The organism is Pseudomonas cerasi, assembly GCF_027983475.1.
Taxonomy (GTDB): domain Bacteria; phylum Pseudomonadota; class Gammaproteobacteria; order Pseudomonadales; family Pseudomonadaceae; genus Aquipseudomonas; species Aquipseudomonas cerasi.
This window is the reverse complement of the sequence record NZ_JAQJVM010000003.1, coordinates 1,096,446-1,114,842: the sequence shown is the minus strand read 5'-3', so window position 1 is coordinate 1,114,842 and position 18,397 is coordinate 1,096,446. Positions and strand designations below refer to the sequence as shown.

Here is an 18,397-nt window from a genome sequence, read left to right as displayed (position 1 = left end):
ACAACATTAAACAGCGAGCCTGCGGCATCGCTTCATGGGGGAATGATGGATCTTTGGACCGCTGCTCAGGCGTTGATATTGGGTGTTGTAGAAGGGCTGACGGAGTTCCTGCCGATCTCCAGTACCGGGCACCAGATCATCGTCGCCGACCTGATCGATTTTGGCGGCGAACGTGCCATGGCCTTCAACATCATCATTCAGTTGGGGGCGATTCTGGCGGTGGTCTGGGAGTTTCGACGCAAGATCCTCGACGTGGTCGTGGGGTTGCCGAAACAGCAACAGGCGCAGCGTTTCACCCTCAACCTGCTGATCGCCTTCATGCCGGCCGTGGTGCTGGGCGTGATTTTCGCCGATACCATCCACCACTACCTGTTCAATGCCATTACCGTGGCCACGGCACTGGTCGTTGGCGGGGTGATCATGCTTTGGGCCGAGCGCCGCGAACACACCGTGCGCACCGAAACCGTCGATGACATGAGCTGGAGCGATGCGCTCAAGGTAGGCTTGGTACAGTGCCTGGCGATGATTCCCGGCACCTCGCGTTCGGGTTCGACGATCATTGGTGGCCTGCTGTTCGGCCTGTCCCGCAAGGCGGCGACCGAATTCTCGTTCTTCCTGGCCATGCCGACGATGGTCGGTGCCGCAGTGTATTCGGGCTACAAGTACCGTGACATGTTTCGCCCTGACGACTTCGCGGTGTTTGCCATCGGCTTCATCACCTCGTTCATCTTCGCGATGATCGCAGTGCGCGGTTTGCTCAAGTTCATCGCCACTCACAGTTATGCGGTGTTCGCCTGGTATCGCATCGCCTTCGGCCTGCTGATCCTGGCGACCTGGCAGTTTGGCTGGATCGACTGGGCATCGGCCAAGGCATGACGGCGAGCCGCGCGTCGTCACGGCAAGCCAGCCTTGGCAGGCCGCCGGTCCGGCAATTGCGCTTGAAGATTCTGGTGCTGTTGCTGCTGTGTGCGTTGCCAGTCTACGGCTCGGCATCGCTATGGCTGAGGCAGGTCACGCCGATCCCGGCGCTGGTCCTGATCGTCATGAGCCTGCTGGCGTTCGTGCTTTACCGGCATGACAAGCGACAGGCCGGCAGTGCTGGCCAGCGCACCCCGGAGAACGTCCTGCATGGTGTCGAGCTGCTCGGCGGCTGGCCCGGCGCGCTGCTCGCGCAACAGGTGTTCCGGCACAAGACCCGCAAGGTGTCTTTTCAGGTCGTATTCTGGCTGATCGTGCTGGTGCATCAGGCGTTGTGGATTGACTGGCTGTTTTTGGGCAAGCGGCTTGTGCAGCTGTTGCCGTTATAGCGTCAGGCCGATCTGTTGCCGTTTCGGCAGCCTGCCGACCACCAACTGGTGCGAGCGGGTCAGCAGGTCGCGCAACTCATCGGCGCTCAGCGTCTGCAGGTCTGCCACGCTGATCCAGTGCGCACGCGCCAGGTAGGGCGCAGGTCGTATGCCGGGGCGATCCACGTAACCCAGAAACAACTCCGGGTGGACCTTGAACGCGAGGTCCTCGCCGACCAGGTCCATGACCGCGAACATTTTCTTTTCGGCGACGGAAAAAACCCGTACGCCGCCCCATTTGTAGTCTTCACGCGCGCCCGGCAGGTCGAGGCAGAATCTGGCGATGTCTTCCTTGTGCAGGGTCTTTTGCGGGCTCTTTGGCATGGATGCTCCCTGGGTTCTGACGGCGCACGGTAAGCTGTTCGATAGCCGCACGGATATTCGATCAGCGGATTGTATGCTGCCGCGACACTCATTAGTGTGCAGCTTTGCCTTTATCCGGAGTCTCGAATGTCTGCCGTGCAACTTGCTGATGGTCAACTGAACTACCTGCTCGAAGGCCCGGCGGGCGCGCCGGTGCTGGTCCTGTCCAATTCCCTGGGCACTGATCTGCACATGTGGGATAACCAGGTGCCTGCATTCACCCGTCACTTTCAGGTATTGCGTTACGACACCCGCGGTCATGGCAAATCGCTGGTCAGCGAGGGCAGTTACAGCATCGAGCAAAACGCTCGCGATGTGTTGGCGCTGCTTGACGCGCTGGACATCGACAAGGCTTTTTTCTGCGGCCTGTCCATGGGCGGGCTGATCGGCCAAAGGCTGGCAATCAATGCGCCGCAGCGCCTGCACAAGGTCGTGCTGTGCAATACGGCCGCTAAAATCGGCAATCCCGATGTCTGGAACCCTCGCATCGAAACCGTTCTGCGTGACGGCCAGTCAGCCATGATCGCGTTGCGCGATGCCTCGATTGCGCGCTGGTTCACGCCTTCCTTCGCGGTCGCCGAACCTGCTGCGGTCGACACGGTTGTCGGCATGCTGGCACGCACCTCGCCACAGGGTTACGCGGCCAATTGCGCGGCCGTGCGCGATGCGGATTTCCGTGAACAGATCGCTTCCATCGAGCTGCCGGTGCTGGTGGTCTGTGGCACGGAGGATGCTGTAACGACCCCGGCGGACGGTCGTTTCATAGTCGAACGGATTCAGGGCTCGCAGATCATCGAGCTGCACGCGGCCCACCTGTCCAGTGTTGAGGCGAGTGAGGCATTCACTGTGCCGGTACTGGCATTTCTGACTGCCGAATAGCCGGGCGCGGTCCTAAGTCCCGGTCTTGAGACGCGGGGCACGGCGTTGCATACTCCCGGCTCTGAAAACGAGGTGGCCGGGTGTTTGATCTCAACGATCTGTTTTATTTCGTCCAGGTGGTCGAGTGCCTGGGCTTTGCGCCGGCAAGCCGCAAGCTGGGGATCCCCAAGTCCAAACTCAGCCGGCGCATTGCCGGGCTTGAGGAGCGCCTGGGTGTTCGGCTGATCCACCGCTCGACCCGCACCTTCGCGGTGACCGAAAGCGGGCGTGACTATTACGCGCACTGCGTGGCCATGCTGGTCGAGGCCGAGGCTGCCGAAGAGGCCATCCTGCGCTCCAAATCCGAACCGCAGGGCAGGGTGGTGATCAGTTGTCCTCCGGCGTTGGCAGCGATGGGCTTCAACGAGACCATCGCCCGCTTCGCGGCCGAGCACCCCAAGGTTCAGATCCAGGTCGAAAGTACCAACCGACGCGTCGACCCGCTGACCGAGAACATCGACATTGCGCTGCGTGTGCGTTTTCCACCACTGGAGGACGACGGCCTGGTGGTCAAGAAGCTCGGGCACAGCGCTCAGCGTCTGGTGGCACGCGCGGACCTGGCGGCCAGGCTGTCGGCAACGCCTTCTCTAGAGGCGCTGTCGACACTGCCCAGCCTCGATATGCCCTCTTCGAATCACGAGCATCGCTGGTTGCTGGAGACGCAGCCCGGCCACTATGCCGAAATACGCCACACGCCGCGGCTCATCAGCTCGGACCTGGACATGATGCTGCAGGCCGCCTTGCAGGGAGTCGGCGTGGCACAGCTTCCCGAGCTGATTGTCAGGGAAGCCTTGCAGGACGGACGCCTGGTAGAGCTGTTCAGCGAGCATCGACCCAAGTGCGGCATCGTGCATGCTGTGTTCGCCTCGCGCCGTGGCCTGCTTCCCGCCGTCAGGGGCCTGCTGGATGCGTTCGAGACCTCGTTCAAAGAACTGAGCCTCAGTCCGGACTCACTCTATTGTTCTCTTAATAGAACGAACAGTCGCATTCAAGACCACTAATCATCTATTGCGATCAAGGATAGGATGCTCGCCACTTCATCGCTCAGTGGCGATTTTCTTAAGGGAGCTACGTTATGAAACTATTGCACCTCGACTCCAGCATCCTCGGCGATCACTCCGCTTCGCGTCAGCTGACCCATGAGGTTGTCCAGGCCTACCTGAATGCGCACGCCGACAGCCAGGTCACCTATCGCGATCTTGCCAGTGACGCGCTTGGGCATTTCTCTGCTGCCAGCCTCGCTGCGGCGGGCACGCCGGTAGAAGTCCGTGACGCCGCCCAGCAGCAGGAAGTGGCAGGCAACGAAGCCACTTTGCAGCAGTTTCTCGATTCGGACGTGCTGGTCATCGGCGCACCCATGTACAACTTCACCATTCCGACCCAGCTGAAAGCCTGGTTTGACCGGATTCTGATCGCGGGTCGCACGTTCCGTTATTCCGAAGCCGGCCCTGAAGGCCTGTGTGGCGGCAAGAAAGTCATTATCGTTTCCACCTCGGGCGGTCTGCACGCCGGGCAACCCACTGGCACCGGTCACGAAGAGCTGCTCAAGACGCTGTTCGCCTTCATCGGCATCACCGACCTGCAATTCGTCCGCGCCCACGGCCTGGCGTATGGCGAAGAGCCGCGTGCCAGCGCCATGAGTGCTGCTCAGCACTACATTCAGAACGAGCTGTTCGCGGCCTGATCAAAAGCCGTCTTCACGAAACTCTACAACCTGCGCGGGGTTTTCCTGCCGGGTTGTGGAGTTTTTTTGTTTCTGATGCATGGCGATGGGCTGCGCTGAACGGCGCGTTAACGGGATACAACCTTGACAGCTTTCTTACAGGTAATGGGGTTCTTACGGGACTAGACTGGGTTTGTACGAAAAGTCGGCGAGCGAAGGTCAGGCAAGGCAAAAACAGGCGAGGAACGGCCGGGGTCGCGTTCAACTCTACGTGTTGTAAATGAGCATTCCGATTGGACTCGCATCCGAGCCTGTTTTTAACGCAGCATCACCGAGCGCAGCCACTTTACGTACAGAGCCTAGGGTTTTCGAGCATCGCCTTGTCAGGCTGGCGGGAGTATTCGCCCTCGAGAAAAAACAACGGGCAGTTTATGGCCCGGCTTGTGCACTATTTCTGTTTTCAACACTCATATCTGGGTGGGAACGGCGCGCTGGAGCATGATGCTCGACACAAGCGCTTGATGGATTGTCCGGGCGAAGTTCCGGATTTGCAAAGGTTGGGCCTTGCCATGGTACGTCTTTGTGCAGTGATGCTGGTTTTCCTGCTCGATAGCCTTGTTTCGGTGCACGCTCAGGCGGATGAAGCCTGGAGCGCGGGCTACCACCAGTTGAGTTTTCCTGATCCGCTGGATTCCCAGCCGGTGCAGGCCATCGCTTTTTACCCCTCCACCGCCGCCGAGCAGGTGAGCACCCTTCACGGCTATCGTGTCGAAGCCGGTGAAGAGGCGCCTATCGCAATGGGCCGCTTCCCCCTGTTGTTGCTGTCACACGGCAACACAGGCACTCCGCTTGCGCTGCATGACCTGGCCACTTCGCTGGCGCGTCAGGGATTTGTGGTGGTTGCCGTGGTTCACCCTGGCGACAATGATCGCGATCACAGCCGTCTTGGCAGCCTGAGCAACCTGTATGGCCGCCCGCTGCAGATTTCCGAAGCGATCAGCACGGCCTTGCTCGACCCCTTGCTGGCCCCCTATCTCAATGCCCGGCAAGTGGGCGTGATCGGTTATTCGGCCGGTGGCGAAACCGCGCTGATTCTCGCTGGCGCGCAACCTGATCTGCAGCGTCTGCGTCAGTACTGCGCCGAGCGCCCGACAGACCGCGATGCATGCAAGACGCAGGGCGAGCTTGTCGCAGACCGTGATGACCTTCACGCTCAGGCTGATCCACGGGTTGGCGCGCTGATGTTAATGGCCCCGCTGAGCCTGATGTTCGGCCGTCACACGCTGGGTGATGTGCACGTGCCGGTGCTGATGTACGCGGGGGATGACGATCAGTTGCTGGCGATCGACCGAAACGCAGAAGCACTGGCGCGCAAGCTGCCGCAGCCGCCCGACTACAAGTTGCTGGCCGGGGCAGGGCATTTTGTCTTCATGGCACCGTGCAGTGACGAGCAACGCGCGACTGCGCCGTTGCTGTGCAATGACCCTGATGGCGTGGACCGCGAGGATATCCATCGTAACCTGAGTGCCGAAGCGGTGCGTTTCTTCAGCGCCGCGCTCAATTCGGCCGACGATGACCGTTCAGGCATGCAGACAGCGCATCACCAGTAAGCACGCCCTTCAGGCGTTCAGCGAACTCAGAAAATCACCGAACCCGCCCCTGGCTTTCGAGTCGAGGCGGGTGCTGGTGGTGACCCTGGGGCGGCAGCTCCAGGCGATCCGTGCTCCGATCAATTCCAGTTGCCGGACCAGATGCACGTCTTCATGGCAGGTCAGGGCCGGAAATCCACCTGCGCTGATATAGGCAATCGAGCTGACACCCAGATTGGCACCATGAATGTGTCGGTGACCGTCACGGTGCTGGTAATGCTGCAGATAAGCAGCCTGCGCAGCAGCCGAGATGTCCTTGCTCCAGTCGCCGGGCGTCACCGTTCCGCACACTGCGTCGGCATCCAGCGCCAGCTGTTCGGCAAGCCAGTCACTGGCCACGGTACTGTCGCCATCGGTACACGCCAGCCAGCGTGCGCCTCGGTCGAGGAGAAACGCCGCACCCTGTGCGCGTGCCTGCCCCACGTTGCGCGCCGAGACTTCAAGAATCATCACACCATGGGCTCGTGCGATCTCCGCCGAGCGGTCAGTGCAGCTGTCGAGCACCACCAGCACTTCCACGCATTCGCCCTTGAGGTCGGGGTGGGCAGCCGCCTGCTTTATCGTTTCGAGACACAAGTCGAGTAACTGCTCTTCATTGTGCACCGGGATCAGAATGCCGATCATCGGAGAATTCCTGTTCTGCTACGGAGGTTCCATCACGACTCCACAGGTCCAGCAGGAAATCCTGTTCGTGATGACTGAAAAGTCGGTGCATGGACAATCGTGCAGCAAGGATGTCGTGGACCGCCTGGGCGTTCAGCGGGCAGCCTTCGATATCGGGCCGCCAGTGACAGGCGAGCAACTGGCCGTCCGGTGACAGGGCCGCCAGTGCGCGGTCGATCAGGCCGTGCAGGTCGTCGGCGTCCAGGTAATAACCCATCTCGCTGAAGACGATCAGGTCGAATTCGCCTTGCGGCCATTGCTGTGGCAAACGCGCTTGTAACACTCTGGCATGGGGCAAGTCGGCCAGACGCTTGCGTGCCAGGTCCACAGCCAGGTTAGAGGTGTCGCAGCACACCAGCGCGTCGCAGCGCCCGGCAAGATCGGCACTGAGTTCGCCATTGGCGCAGCCGGGTTCGAATATCGAACGGTAGCGCTCGCGGGGCAGGGCGGCCAGGGTCAGTGCGCGCTTGCGCCGTTCGTACCAGCGTTGCTTGAATGCCCACGGGTCATCGTTGTTGAGAAACAGCTCATTGAAATAACTGTCCTCGACGCTCATGTGAACACCACTTCAAAGGGGCGCAGCAGTCTTTCCAACACTGCAGCCGGCAAAACCGGCGAAAGACCGATTGCCGGATCACCCTGCAGCTGGCTGGTGAACGCTTGGGCGGCGTTGCGTTTGTGGGCCAGGGTCACCGGATCGAGCAGCAGCTTGCGCGCTCTGTCCCATGGCAGACGTTCATCTTCGGGGTCGGCCCAGTGCCAGGCCCAGACCGGTACTTCGTAAAACTGTGCTCCGGTCGTCGCGCAGGCTTTTGCACTGGCTCTGCCGACCGCTTCATGGTCGCTGTGGCCATCTTCTGCCCAGGTGGCGAACACCACGTCCGCAGGGCCCAGATGCTGTTCGAGAAAGGCCACCAGCCGTTCCTCCGACTCGGCCACGGCGCCATCCTGAAAGCCGCAACGCAACCATTCGAGGCCCTCGGCAGGTATACCGAGACGATCCAAGGCTTCGGCACTTTCCTCGGGCCGGGCTCTGGACAGACGATCGACAGGCCACAGGGTGGAGCCTGGATGGCTGGCTGTACCATCGGTGACCGAGATCAGTAACAGGCTGCGCTCCAGTTGTGCCAGTTGGCTCATCAGTCCGCCACAGGCCAGTACTTCATCATCCGGATGCGGGGCGATGATCACGGCTCGGCAATTGGTCGGCACCAACAAGTCGGCAGTGATCGCTGGCAAGCCGTTCAGCCTGACCGAAGCATTCCAGGCAGCAAGGGATGTCCCCTGGCCGGACTCGTCATCACTCACTACGAACCCTTCGCTCATGCTCTATACGCTCTCATAGTGACCACGTCCGTGCAGCGGGCAACGCCTTGCCGACTGATTGGCCCAATGCTGCCAGGTCCTGTTCGGCGTGGCTCTGACGCAGGAAAACCGGCAGGTCGGTGATCAACCGGGCAAAGTGCGGATCTTTGCAATAAGGCCCGGCGCCGACGGCCCGGCCCACATGCTGGATGACCAGATCGGCAGCTTGTTCGACATAGGCGCGGCAACGTCTGGCAAGCATCTCTGCATCGTCGGCCGGCGCTTGATCCAGGTGCGCGGCAGCTGCGCGCAGCACCTCGATTGCGGCATGCAGCGCCACGTCCGCAGCGCCAAGGTGCGCGAGGGCGTGCGGCTCCTCGCGCTTGCCGACATGGGCCAGCAGGCGCTGCGCGATGGCGCGGGATGCGCCGTACCAGCAGGCCGCAATGCCGATGCCGCCCTGCCAGAAGCCAGCTCTGTCGAGATAGCCACCCGGCGCACCGATCGCTTGACCGACGGCATTGTCGAAAACCACATCGATGCTGCCGGTAGCACCCATGCCCACTGCGCGCCAGCCGTCGCCGGTCATGTGTACGCCGGGCTGGTCAAGGCGCACTGCAATCAGTTGCTGCCGATGCTCGGCGTCCCATGCCGTTATCAATGCATGGCTCAACGCCGAAGCGCCCGAGCACCATGCCTTGCGGCCGTGCAGGCGAAGTGCATCGCCAGCGCCGCTGATATTCACCCGTGCCTGTGGCGGCTCTGCCGCCCACATGCCCCAGGTGCTGAATTGTTCGGGGGGCGGGGCACCCAGTTCCGCCATGATCGCCAAGGCGTCCGTGTGCCCCTCGTACAACTTGCACAACCCCAGGTCGTGGGGGGCGACCCCCGCCCCCGCCCCCCCCCCCCCGCGCCCGCCAGCGCTCAAGTGTCTGACCGCGGGCAGGCAGGGGAAGCTGATCCAGACCTTCGTTGACCAATGCCTGCAAGCACTCGCCCAGCGCACGCGTATCGGCATAACCGTGCTTGCGCCAGTCGAGAAACTCACTCAAGGCATCGATCATTGCTGGTCTTCACGCTTCAGTTCGAACAGCAACAGCGAACGCGGCGTCACGGTGTATTCCGAACCGAACGCAAAGTGCTCCTTATTGCGTGCATCATCCTGATTGGTGTCGATCAGGCACTCGTAATGGGTACCTTCAGGCACTTCCGGCAGGGTGAAGTTGACACCGTCATGATGCGCGTTGACCACCAGCAGCAGCGTCGCGTCGGCACCCGCGCGACGGATACCGGTTTCCTGTGCACGACCATCCATCAGCATGCCCAGGCACCGGCCATTGGCATCGTGCCACTGCTCGACGCTCATCTCGTTGCCATCCGGAGCGAGCCAGGTCACGTCCTTGACGCCGATTTCCTCGTTGTAGTCGCCTACCAGGAAGCGGCTACGACGCAGGATCGGGTAGGTCTGACGCAGCTTGATCACGCGGGTGACGAACTTGAGCAGCGCTTCGCCATCTTCGTCCAGATCCCAGTTGATCCAGCCAATCTCGCTGTCCTGGCAGTAGGCATTGTTGTTGCCGTGCTGGGTACGCGCGAATTCATCGCCCGCAACGATCATCGGCGTGCCTTGTGCCAGCAGCAGGGTGGCGAAGAAGTTGCGCATCTGACGCAGACGCAGGCTGTTGATTTCCGCATCTTCGGTCGGACCTTCGACGCCATGGTTCCAGGACAGGTTGTTGTTGCTGCCGTCCTGGTTGTTTTCGTCGTTGGCTTCGTTGTGCTTGTCGTTGTATGACACCAGGTCATGCAGCGTGAAACCATCGTGCGCGGTGATGAAGTTCACGGACGCCTGCGGACGACGGCCACGCTGGTTGAACATGTTGCCGGAGGCAGTCATGCGCGCAGCGAAATCTGCCAGTTGGCCTTCGTCACCTTTCCAGAAGGCACGAACGGTGTCGCGGAACTTGTCGTTCCATTCCATCCAGCCTGGCGGGAAACCGCCCACCTGGTAACCGCCCGGACCGCAATCCCAAGGCTCGGCGACCAGTTTGACCTGACGCAGCACCGGGTCCTGACGGCAGGCGACCAGGAAGCTGTGGCGCTCGTCGAAACCGTCGTGGTAGCGGCCCAGAATGGTCGCCAAGTCGAAGCGGAAGCCGTCGACATGCATTTCCGAAGCCCAGTAACGCAGGGAGTCGGTGACCATTTGCAATACGCAAGGGTGGCTCAGGTCGAGGGTGTTGCCGGTGCCCGAGTCGTTGATGTAATAGCGCTTGTCGTCAGGCATCAGCCGGTAGTACGAGGCGTTGTCGATACCGCGCATCGACAGGGTAGGCCCCATCTCGTTGCCTTCGGCGGTGTGGTTGTAGACCACATCGAGGATGACCTCGAGGCCCGCGTGATGCAGGTGCGCAACCATCTCCTTGAACTCGGCAATCTTGCCGCTCGCCAGATAACGCGGGTCCGGGGCGAAAAACGCGATGCTGTTGTATCCCCAGTAGTTGGTCATGCCTTTCTGCAGCAAATGCTGATCGTTGACGAAGGCATGGATCGGCAGCAGCTCGACGGAGGTCACACCCAGCTTGCGAATGTGCTCGACGACCGGCGCTGATCCCAGACCGGCAAACGTGCCGCGCAGCTCTTCGGCCACCTCAGGGTGACGCATGGTGATGCCGCGTACGTGGGTTTCGTAGAAAATCGTCTTGTCCCAAGGCGTACCAACGCGCTGATCACGGCCCCAGGTGTAGGCCTCGTCGATCACTTTGCTTTTCGGTACGAAAGGGGCGCTGTCGCGTTCGTCGAAGCTCAGGTCGCCGTCAGGATGGCCGATGGTGTAACCGAACAGCGCTTCCGACCACTTCAGTTCGCCGACCAGTTGCTTGGCGTACGGGTCGATCAGCAGCTTGTTATGGTTGAAACGATGACCATTCTTCGGATCGTACGGACCGTACACGCGGTAACCGTAGATCAGGCCCGGGTGCGCGTCCGGCAGATAGCCGTGGTAAATCTCGTCGGTGTATTCCGGAAGTTCGATGCGTTCCAGTTCGATTTCGCCGGTGGAGTCGAACAGGCACAGTTCTACCTTGGTGGCGTTGGCCGAGAACAGGGCGAAGTTGACGCCCAGGCCATCCCAGCTTGCACCGAGAGGAAAGGGAAGTCCTTCACGAATGCGAGACGGGGTACTGCCAGGGTTGTCTAGCGGGGCCGAATTATCTTCTGCCGGTGTAGTGGACTTCGTATTCATGATGACTTCCTGACGTCGAATGATTTTCTGAGCGGCCAAGACCGCTATCGAAGCCGCGGGCTCCGATACTGACGATAATCTAAGGGGGTGTAGCAGGCCTCATCTCTGGTCAGAGCGAGACCTGCAATAACTGACCGGTGCGCGGCCAGAAGAGTTTCAAGAATTCGACGGCTTGCGCGGCTTCTTCGGAGCAGGCTTGGCAGGAGCCTCTTTGGCAGGGGCGTCGGTTGCAGCGGCTGCAGCGGGCTTGGCCTTGGGTGCAGGTTTGGCGGCCGCCTTGGGAGCAGGCTTGGGCTTGGCTTCACCGGCAGGCTTTGGCGCAGGCGCCGATTTCGCTGCGGGCTTGGCTGCGCCTTTAGCCGGCGCCTTGGCGCTGTCTACCTCAGGCAGCTTGGGCTTGGTCGATTTGCGTACGCTGGACTTGTTCGGCGCCAGCGCTTCGGCTTCGGCCAGCTTGCGCGCCATTTCCCAGTGACGCTCGTCGTGACCGGAGGGTTTGCCCTCCGATTCCCAGATTTGGTAAGCAAAGTCGCGAATTCTTTTTTCGTCGGCACTCATCTTGAGACTCCCAGCTATTACATAGTTTGAATAAGCAGATTGACGGAAAATCTTTCAAGCGCTGCACTGAGCGGTACTTCCCGATCACTCGTCACGACAACGTCAGAAAAGAGTCCCTTCCAGTCAGAACCGGAGTCGGCAAACGGCAATATGATCCGCGTGTCGCCCCAATTGGCAGCATTAATCAATGGAGTTTGCGCAGTACCCAATAGTTCACTGCATGTGCGTGGTACTACGATGATAGCGCGCACTCCTTGCGTCTCCCGGGCAAAGGCCATCACCTGCTCGGCGTGACTGCCCTTTATTTCCAGAGGTTGATAACTGCCCTCGCTGAACAATACCGGATGTTCGGCGCGCAGGTTCAAGACCTTCGCGATCAGAGCCTGCTTGATGCGTCCGTCCTTCCAGTCAGTCAGCAGCTCGGCAACGCTTGCGTCTTCGGCCAGGGCCTGTTTCCGTGCAGCGTAGTCAACCGGGCGACGGTTGTCCGGGTCCACCAGGCTGAAATCCCAGAACTCGGTGCCCTGATACAAATCGGGAACACCGGGTACGCTCAAGCGTAGCAAGGTTTGCGCCAGGCTGTTGAGCGCGCCTGCGGTGGCAATACGGTTGGCTGTCGCACTGAGGGATTGGCGCAACGCCAAGGCTTCCGGTGCCAGCAGCAAACGCTCCAGAAATTCGCGGCAAGCGGTTTCGTAGGGCTGATTCGGTGCACTCCAGCTACTTTGCAGCTTGGCTTCGCGCAGGGCTTTCTCTTGCCACTGGACCATGCGTTTCGCGTATTCCTGGTGAGCTTCTTCACCCTCCAGGCTCAGCGGCCAGCTGCCCAGCAAGGCCTGGTAAAGCATCAGCTCGTCGCCGGCACTGATGGCCGGCTCGTCACCCTTGAGCGGCATTGCCAGCTGTCTCCAGCGCTCAACCTGTTCGGCGTACCACGGGGCGCACTCACTCAGGACCGCGAGACGTGTACGCGTATCTTCACCGCGCTTGTGATCGTGTGTTGCAGTGGTCAGCAGATTGTCCGGAAACTTCTCCAGACGCTGCAGGCAGACCTGATGGAAGTCATCTACCGGCGCACTGAAGTGCTGCGGATGAAAACCCACATCGTTGCGCGAGAGCAGCACGGCAGAGCGGTAGAACGACGTGTCTTCGACCGACTTGGCGGCAACCGGGGAGGTCAGTTGCTGGAAGCGTACGCAGGCATTCTTGTAGAGCTTGCGCAGCGGGCCGCGTGGCAGTTTTCGCCACGGTTCGCCACCGAGCCAGCGTGCCAGGTAATCCAGCACTGGCCAGTCGCCTTCGTTCAGCGTCGCACGCGCGCCTTCCATTGCCTGCTGGAAATACTTGTCGTCCTGCGCCGAACGGCCGCATACCGAGATGTAGGTACGATAAATCGGGAAATTGACGATCAGCGCGAGCAGGGCACGGCGAATTGCACCCAAGGTCAGGTCGCGACTCATCAGGTCGCTGCGAGCAACCTGCAACAACGATTGGGCAACGTTCTCGAAATCGCCCGCCAGTGTGCCGTGCAGGACCAGATCCCGGGCCACCAGCACTTCCTGATCGAAGTCGGCGGTACGCTCGGTCAGGCGGCTCCACAGCTCACCCAGAGGCTCTTCGCCCTTGGGGTCGTGTTGCAGCAATGACACCTGATTCATGAACTCGTAACCCGTCGTGCCGTCAACGCTCCAGTCTTCACGCAGCGGCTCGTCGGGGCCGAGAATTTTCTCGACGAAGATCGGCAGATGATCGATCTGCGCATGCTCGGGACGCAGCTTGAGCAAGCTCTTAACCCGGCGGTGCAGCTTGCGACCGTAGCCGCGCGGGTCCGCCAGACCATCGATGTGGTCGATACGCAGCCCGTCGACCAGGCCGTCGGCAATCAGCTGGAATATCTTGCCATGGGTCGCCTCGAACACCTGTGGCCGCTCGACACGCAGGCCGCCCAGCTCGTTGATGTCGAAGAAACGCCGCCAGTTGATGTCATCGCCAGCGGTGCGCCAGCTGGCCAGACGGTAGTGCTGACGCTCCAGCAACCGGTGCAGGCGCTGGAAGCCTTCCGGCTTGCTCGAATCGAAATGCGCGAGAATCTGCTCAATACCCTTGAGTACCTGCGGGTCCTTGGCCAGTTCGGCCAACTCGGTCCTGGCCTGGCGCGCGCGCTCATAAGCTTGCGGGAACTGCGCCAGAGCGGTGAAACGCTGGGCCATTTCCTTGAGTTGCGGGTGATCCACGGCCTGCAACAATGAGTCGTAAGTCAGTGGGCAGATCGGAAAGTGATGCTGATAGTGCTCGATGTAAAACGAGCCATGCTCGGCATCGAAGCGCAGCGGAATTTCACCGGCCTGCAATACCGTGCCGTAATCGCTGCTCAGGAATGGCAGCAACAGCTGGCCTTCCAGCAGCGGGTCCGGCGAATTCCACTGGATGTCGAAGAACTCTGCATATGGGCTGCGACGGCCCCATTCCAGCAGGTCCAGCCACCATGGGTTGTCGGCACCGCCGACCGCCATATGATTGGACACGATGTCGAGAATCAGCCCCATGCCGTGCTCGCGAAGGGTCTCGACCAGGCGCAGCAGGGCAGGCTCGCCGCCCAGTTCCGGGTTGATGACCGTGGGATCAACGACATCGTAGCCGTGCATCGAGCCGGCACGGGCTTTGAGCAGCGGTGACGCGTAGACGTGGCTGATACCCAGGCTGGCGAAGTAGGGCACCAGTGGCACAGCGTCGTCGAGGGTAAAATCCTTGTGGAATTGCAGGCGCTGGGTGGCGCGCAAAGGCTGTAATGGACGGGTCATTGATCACGCTCCGTAGCCTGCAGCCGGGATCGGGAAAGCAATTCCAGTCGTCGAGCAGCATTCGGGTTATCAAGCAGAGAGGCCGCATCGCCGGGAAGACGTCTGCGCCAGTTGGGGTGACTGTCAATGGTGCCGGGCAGGTTGGCCTGCTCTTCGACACCCAGGGCGTCTTCTATCGGCAGCAAGACCAATGGCGCACGTGTATGGCCAAGGTAGCTGATGCTCGCGTCGATGATCTGGGCCGGGTCTTCAGTACCGGAGGGCATACTGTCGATGTTTTGGCTCAAGGCACGCCGCAGGCTTTCATATTCCCGTGTGCGCTCTTCGCGCCACTGCGATTCATGCTGCTCGTCAATGTGGCCGAGGCGGGCATTCCATTCGATATCCAGCTCGCTGAGCCAGCCTGCGAGGGTAGGCAGGTCGTGGGTACTGGTGGTCGCCAGCGCTTGATCCGACCAGTCGAGAATCGGCTTGAACTGACCGTTGTTTTGTTCGAACAGCAGTACGCGCATGCCAAGAATCGCCCTGGCACTGAGTTTTTCGCTCAGGCCCTCAGGTACCGTACCGAGGTCTTCACCCAGCACGATCGCCTTGTGCCGCCAGGATTCCAGACTCAGCAGGCGAAGCATGTCGTCCAGCGGGAAATTAAGGTACGCGCCTTCACTCGGAGGCGCCCCCTGCGGGATGACCCATAGGCGCTGCAAGCCCATGACATGGTCGATACGCAAGCCGCCGGCATGGGCGAAGTTGGCCCGCAGCATCTCGATGAACGCACGAAAACCGTTGCGCTTGAGGCCGTCCGGTGAAAACGCGGAAATCCCCCAGCTTTGGCCAGCACGGTTGAGAATGTCGGGTGGTGCGCCGACGGTCAGGGCTGACAGCAGCTCGTCCTGGCGGCTCCAGGCCTGGCTTCCGGCGCCATCGGCACCCACGGCCAGATCGGCAATCAGGCCGACGCGCATGCCGCTGCTGCGTGCTGCCACCTGCGCGCGCTCCAGACCACGGGCTATGAGCCATTGGGCGAACGCATGAAAGCTGATTTGCTCGCTATGGCTTTTGGCAAATTCTGCGACGGCTTCACCGCGAGGGTCCTTGAACTGTTCCGGCCATTCATGCCAGTTGTTACCGATGTTCAGTGTTTCGGACTCGGCACACAGCGCTTCGAAGCGGCAGTGATTTTCCAGCGCTTCACCACCGCTGTGGCGGAAGCTGTTGAAGTCTTCGTGCAGTGGGTGATCACCCGCACTGAAGCCCTCATAAAGCGCGTGAAGCGCTTTCCATTTGGCGTTGGCCGCAGCTGGCCAGTCGATCAGCGTCTGTGTTTCAAGACGCTTCATCTCGTCGCCGACACGCGCGTCTTCGATTGCCTGACGCCACGCACTTTCGCCGAGAATCGCACCCGGCGACGCATACAGGCTGTTGAGAAACAGCCTGCTGGAAGGTGAATAAGGGCTGTAACGGTGAGGGTCGTTGGCGAACATGGCGTGGATCGGGCTGATGCCCAACGCGTCGGCACCTCGTTCCCCGGCAGAGCGCAAGACCTTCTCCAGTGCTTCGGTGTCACCAAAACCGCCATCACCTTCACGGCGCAAGCTGTAGAGCTGAGCGGTCAGTCCCCAGCCGTGCGGCTTCGAGGTGTCGGTCGCCATTGCCATGCTGAAGCAGGTTTTCGGTGCGACCGCGATGGTCAGGTGCTGGCCGGCAATTTCCAGCTGTTGGTAGCCGGGCGGGGCAAGTGCCGGAAGCTCTGCACTGGAGGTCAGTCTGGCATCCAGTGAAGAGCCGTCTTCGAGGTGAAGCGTAAACGGCGTTTGTGGAGCAAACCATTGCGACAGGTCCAGGTTGCTTTCTACATCGACCGTCAGCAGCGGCGGGGCAGTGGTGCCGTGACTGGCCTTTTGCAGGCGCAGCAGGCTGGCATCGATAGCCTCGCCGTTTTCAGCCGGATAGCCCAGCGCCTCCAATACCTTGCGCAGCACATCAGGGCTGACGGTCTGCGGTCGAGCGTTGGCATCGACCCAGTGAACCGACAATCCTGCCTCGGTTGCAAGCCTCTCCAATTGCTCATTGTTCATCCTGTTCCTCCAGAACATCGCTTGCTTTCAGGCTGACAATGGCCGTGTAAGCATTGAGGATGCCGCGTGGGGAAAGTTCGGACGATTTTTCGGCACTGGAGAATATCTCGCGGGCACCCGTTTGCGGCGGTGCGTCGACCGCGTGCTCACTGAGATTGAGATCAATGCGCAGTTCGCTGCCATCACCCAGCGTCCAGCGCGCACTGACCGCCTTGTCACCAAGAATATCGGTCTTCAGGAAGCGTGCACCCTGCAGGCGCGGCATGATTTCCTTGTGCCGCAAGGCCAGCAACTGCGTGTAGAACTCCAGCCAGCTGCGATGATCAAGGCCTATGTCGGTGTCGAGATCGACCGCGGAAAACGCCGGGCGCGACGCTTCGAACGTCTTGATGTCATTGGGATCAGGGATGTGCTCGCGCTTTTCCGGGTCGGCAAACGCGGCGAAATCAGCGAACTCCTTGCGACGTCCTTCACGTACCGCATCGGCCAGTTCGCCGTGGTGGCTGGTGAAGAACAGAAACGGCTCGCTGGCCGCCCATTCATCGCCCATGAACATCAACGGGATCATCGGTGAAAGCAGCAACAGGGCGGTGGCGGCCTTCAATGCAGCAGGCGCGCAGAGCTGCGGGAGGCGTTCACCGAGTGCGCGGTTGCCGATCTGATCGTGGTTCTGCAGAAACAGCACAAAGGCCGACGGCGGCAGATGCGCGCTGGGCTCGCCTCGCGTGTGCCCATGACGCGTCGGTTCGCCTTGGTAGACAAACCCCTCGCTGAGCAGGCGCGCAAGCTTCTGCGTCGGCTCTTTGGCAAAGTCGGAATAGTAGGCGTCGGTTTCACCGGTCAACAGCACGTGGAGGGTGTTGTGACCGTCGTCGTCCCATTGTGCATCGAAGCCTTTTTCCAGAAGACTGGCCTGGTTGAACTCGTTCTCAAGGTTCAGCCACACGTGCCTGCCCGGTTCAATGCGCCCGCGAACCCGCTCCGCAAACTCCGGCAGGAAGGTCTTGTCGCGAATGGCGTGCACCGCGTCCATGCGCAGGCCGTCGAAGCGATACTCGAGCAGCCACATCAGGGCGTTATCGACGAAAAAGTCGCGCACCTGCGGGCGCCTGAAGTCGATCGCATCGCCCCATGGGGTGTGCAGGTCGCTGCGGAAAAACTCCTTGGCGTAACTGCCCAGGTAGTTGCCGTCCGGGCCGAAGTGGTTGTACACCACGTCCAGAATCACCATCAGGCCAAGACCGTGAGCGGTGTCGATCAGTTGCTTGAGCTGTTCAGGCGTGCCGTAGGAGGATTGCGGAGCATAATGAAGAACGCCGTCGTAGCCCCAGTTGCGATCACCGGGGAACTGCGCAAGCGGCATCAGTTCGATCGCAGTAACACCCAGTTTGGCGAGTCGCGGCAGGTGCTTTTCCACGCCAGCGTAGCCGCCCATGGCGCCCACGTGCAGTTCATAGATCACCGCTTCATGCCATGGACGTCCGTTCCATGCAGTGTTTTGCCATGAATAAGCGTCAGGGTCGACTACAAGGCTTTCAGAGTGAACGTCATCGAGCTGTGCGCGGGAGGCGGGGTCAGGAACGTCCAGTTCGTGGTCGATCCTGAAGCGGTAGCGAGTACCCGCCTTGCAGCGGGCCTCAAGGACGAACCAGCCGTCGGACTGAGGCAGCATGGCCAATGACTGGCCATCCTGCAGTTCGACATTTACGAAGGAGGCATCCGGTGCCCAGAGGGCAAACCGGGTGTGTTCAGGGTCCAACAAAACGGCGCCGTGGCGCCAGTTATCGTCTGTACGCAGGGGCATCCATTAAA

Annotated in this window: 15 protein-coding genes and 1 pseudogene; 6 read left to right on the top strand and 10 right to left on the bottom strand. The window is 60.8% G+C overall.

Going from position 1 to position 18,397, the window contains the following annotated elements:
* Positions 1-45: 45 nt before the first annotated feature.
* Together PI739_RS20530 and PI739_RS20525 are read left to right on the top strand one after the other, a co-directional pair.
* Complete coding sequence (locus PI739_RS20530; RefSeq protein ID WP_004413791.1) at positions 46-876, top strand: undecaprenyl-diphosphate phosphatase; 831 nt, start codon at positions 46-48, stop codon at positions 874-876.
* The gene (locus PI739_RS20525) at positions 873-1,307 is read left to right on the top strand and encodes a DUF1294 domain-containing protein (protein ID WP_054081018.1); all 435 of its coding nucleotides are present in this window, start codon (positions 873-875) and stop codon (positions 1,305-1,307) included. The genes PI739_RS20530 and PI739_RS20525 overlap by 4 nt, the downstream gene beginning before the upstream one ends.
* Here PI739_RS20525 and PI739_RS20520 read toward each other — a convergent pair.
* Entirely contained in the window at positions 1,302-1,670 is a 369-nt protein-coding gene (locus PI739_RS20520; protein WP_003364507.1) for an MmcQ/YjbR family DNA-binding protein, read from the bottom strand. The genes PI739_RS20525 and PI739_RS20520 overlap by 6 nt on opposite strands.
* A gap of 126 nt (positions 1,671-1,796) precedes the next feature.
* Here PI739_RS20520 and pcaD point away from each other — a divergent pair, with 126 nt between their 5' ends.
* The 4 genes from pcaD to PI739_RS20500 all read left to right on the top strand — a co-directional run bounded on the left by pcaD (position 1,797) and on the right by PI739_RS20500 (position 5,900).
* Positions 1,797-2,588 (top strand): 3-oxoadipate enol-lactonase, encoded by a 792-nt coding sequence (gene pcaD, locus PI739_RS20515; RefSeq protein ID WP_271352153.1) that lies wholly within the window; start codon positions 1,797-1,799, stop codon positions 2,586-2,588.
* Positions 2,589-2,668: 80 nt separating this feature from the next.
* Entirely contained in the window at positions 2,669-3,628 is a 960-nt protein-coding gene (locus PI739_RS20510) for a LysR family transcriptional regulator (protein WP_003364502.1), read from the top strand.
* 74 nt (positions 3,629-3,702) lie between these two features.
* A complete protein-coding gene (locus tag PI739_RS20505; protein WP_003364501.1) occupies positions 3,703-4,311 on the top strand; it encodes an FMN-dependent NADH-azoreductase in 609 nt (202 codons plus the stop codon).
* Between the two features lie 548 nt (positions 4,312-4,859).
* Entirely contained in the window at positions 4,860-5,900 is a 1,041-nt protein-coding gene (locus PI739_RS20500; RefSeq protein WP_004413784.1) for an alpha/beta hydrolase family protein, read from the top strand.
* Positions 5,901-5,909: 9 nt separating this feature from the next.
* Here PI739_RS20500 and PI739_RS20495 read toward each other — a convergent pair whose 3' ends face one another.
* The 9 genes and pseudogenes from PI739_RS20495 to treZ all read right to left on the bottom strand — a co-directional run bounded on the left by PI739_RS20495 (position 5,910) and on the right by treZ (position 18,389).
* Positions 5,910-6,563, bottom strand: coding sequence for a glycosyltransferase family 2 protein (locus PI739_RS20495; protein WP_003364497.1), 654 nt, complete (start codon positions 6,561-6,563; stop codon positions 5,910-5,912).
* Complete coding sequence (locus PI739_RS20490) at positions 6,532-7,158, bottom strand: class I SAM-dependent methyltransferase (RefSeq protein ID WP_003364496.1); 627 nt, start codon at positions 7,156-7,158, stop codon at positions 6,532-6,534. Before PI739_RS20490 ends, PI739_RS20495 begins: the two co-directional genes overlap by 32 nt.
* Positions 7,155-7,928, bottom strand: coding sequence for a PIG-L deacetylase family protein (locus tag PI739_RS20485; protein ID WP_054081016.1), 774 nt, complete (start codon positions 7,926-7,928; stop codon positions 7,155-7,157). The genes PI739_RS20490 and PI739_RS20485 overlap by 4 nt, the downstream gene beginning before the upstream one ends.
* A gap of 13 nt (positions 7,929-7,941) precedes the next feature.
* Positions 7,942-8,971, bottom strand: a pseudogene (locus PI739_RS20480) (acyl-CoA dehydrogenase).
* Positions 8,968-11,151, bottom strand: a complete 2,184-nt coding sequence (glgX, locus tag PI739_RS20475) for a glycogen debranching protein GlgX (protein WP_004413777.1) — start codon at positions 11,149-11,151, stop codon at positions 8,968-8,970. The pseudogene PI739_RS20480 and the gene glgX overlap by 4 nt, the downstream one beginning before the upstream one ends.
* Positions 11,152-11,307: 156 nt before the next feature.
* A complete protein-coding gene (locus PI739_RS20470) occupies positions 11,308-11,709 on the bottom strand; it encodes a DUF2934 domain-containing protein (protein ID WP_003364488.1) in 402 nt (133 codons plus the stop codon).
* Positions 11,710-11,726: 17 nt separating this feature from the next.
* Positions 11,727-14,510 carry a malto-oligosyltrehalose synthase gene (locus PI739_RS20465; RefSeq protein WP_054081014.1) on the bottom strand — a complete coding sequence of 928 codons (2,784 nt, stop codon included), beginning with the start codon at positions 14,508-14,510 and terminating at the stop codon, positions 11,727-11,729.
* Complete coding sequence (malQ, locus tag PI739_RS20460) at positions 14,507-16,585, bottom strand: 4-alpha-glucanotransferase (RefSeq protein WP_046719303.1); 2,079 nt, start codon at positions 16,583-16,585, stop codon at positions 14,507-14,509. The genes PI739_RS20465 and malQ overlap by 4 nt, the downstream gene beginning before the upstream one ends.
* Entirely contained in the window at positions 16,575-18,389 is a 1,815-nt protein-coding gene (gene treZ, locus PI739_RS20455; RefSeq protein ID WP_004413771.1) for a malto-oligosyltrehalose trehalohydrolase, read from the bottom strand. The genes malQ and treZ overlap by 11 nt, the downstream gene beginning before the upstream one ends.
* Between the last annotated feature and the right edge of the window lie 8 nt (positions 18,390-18,397).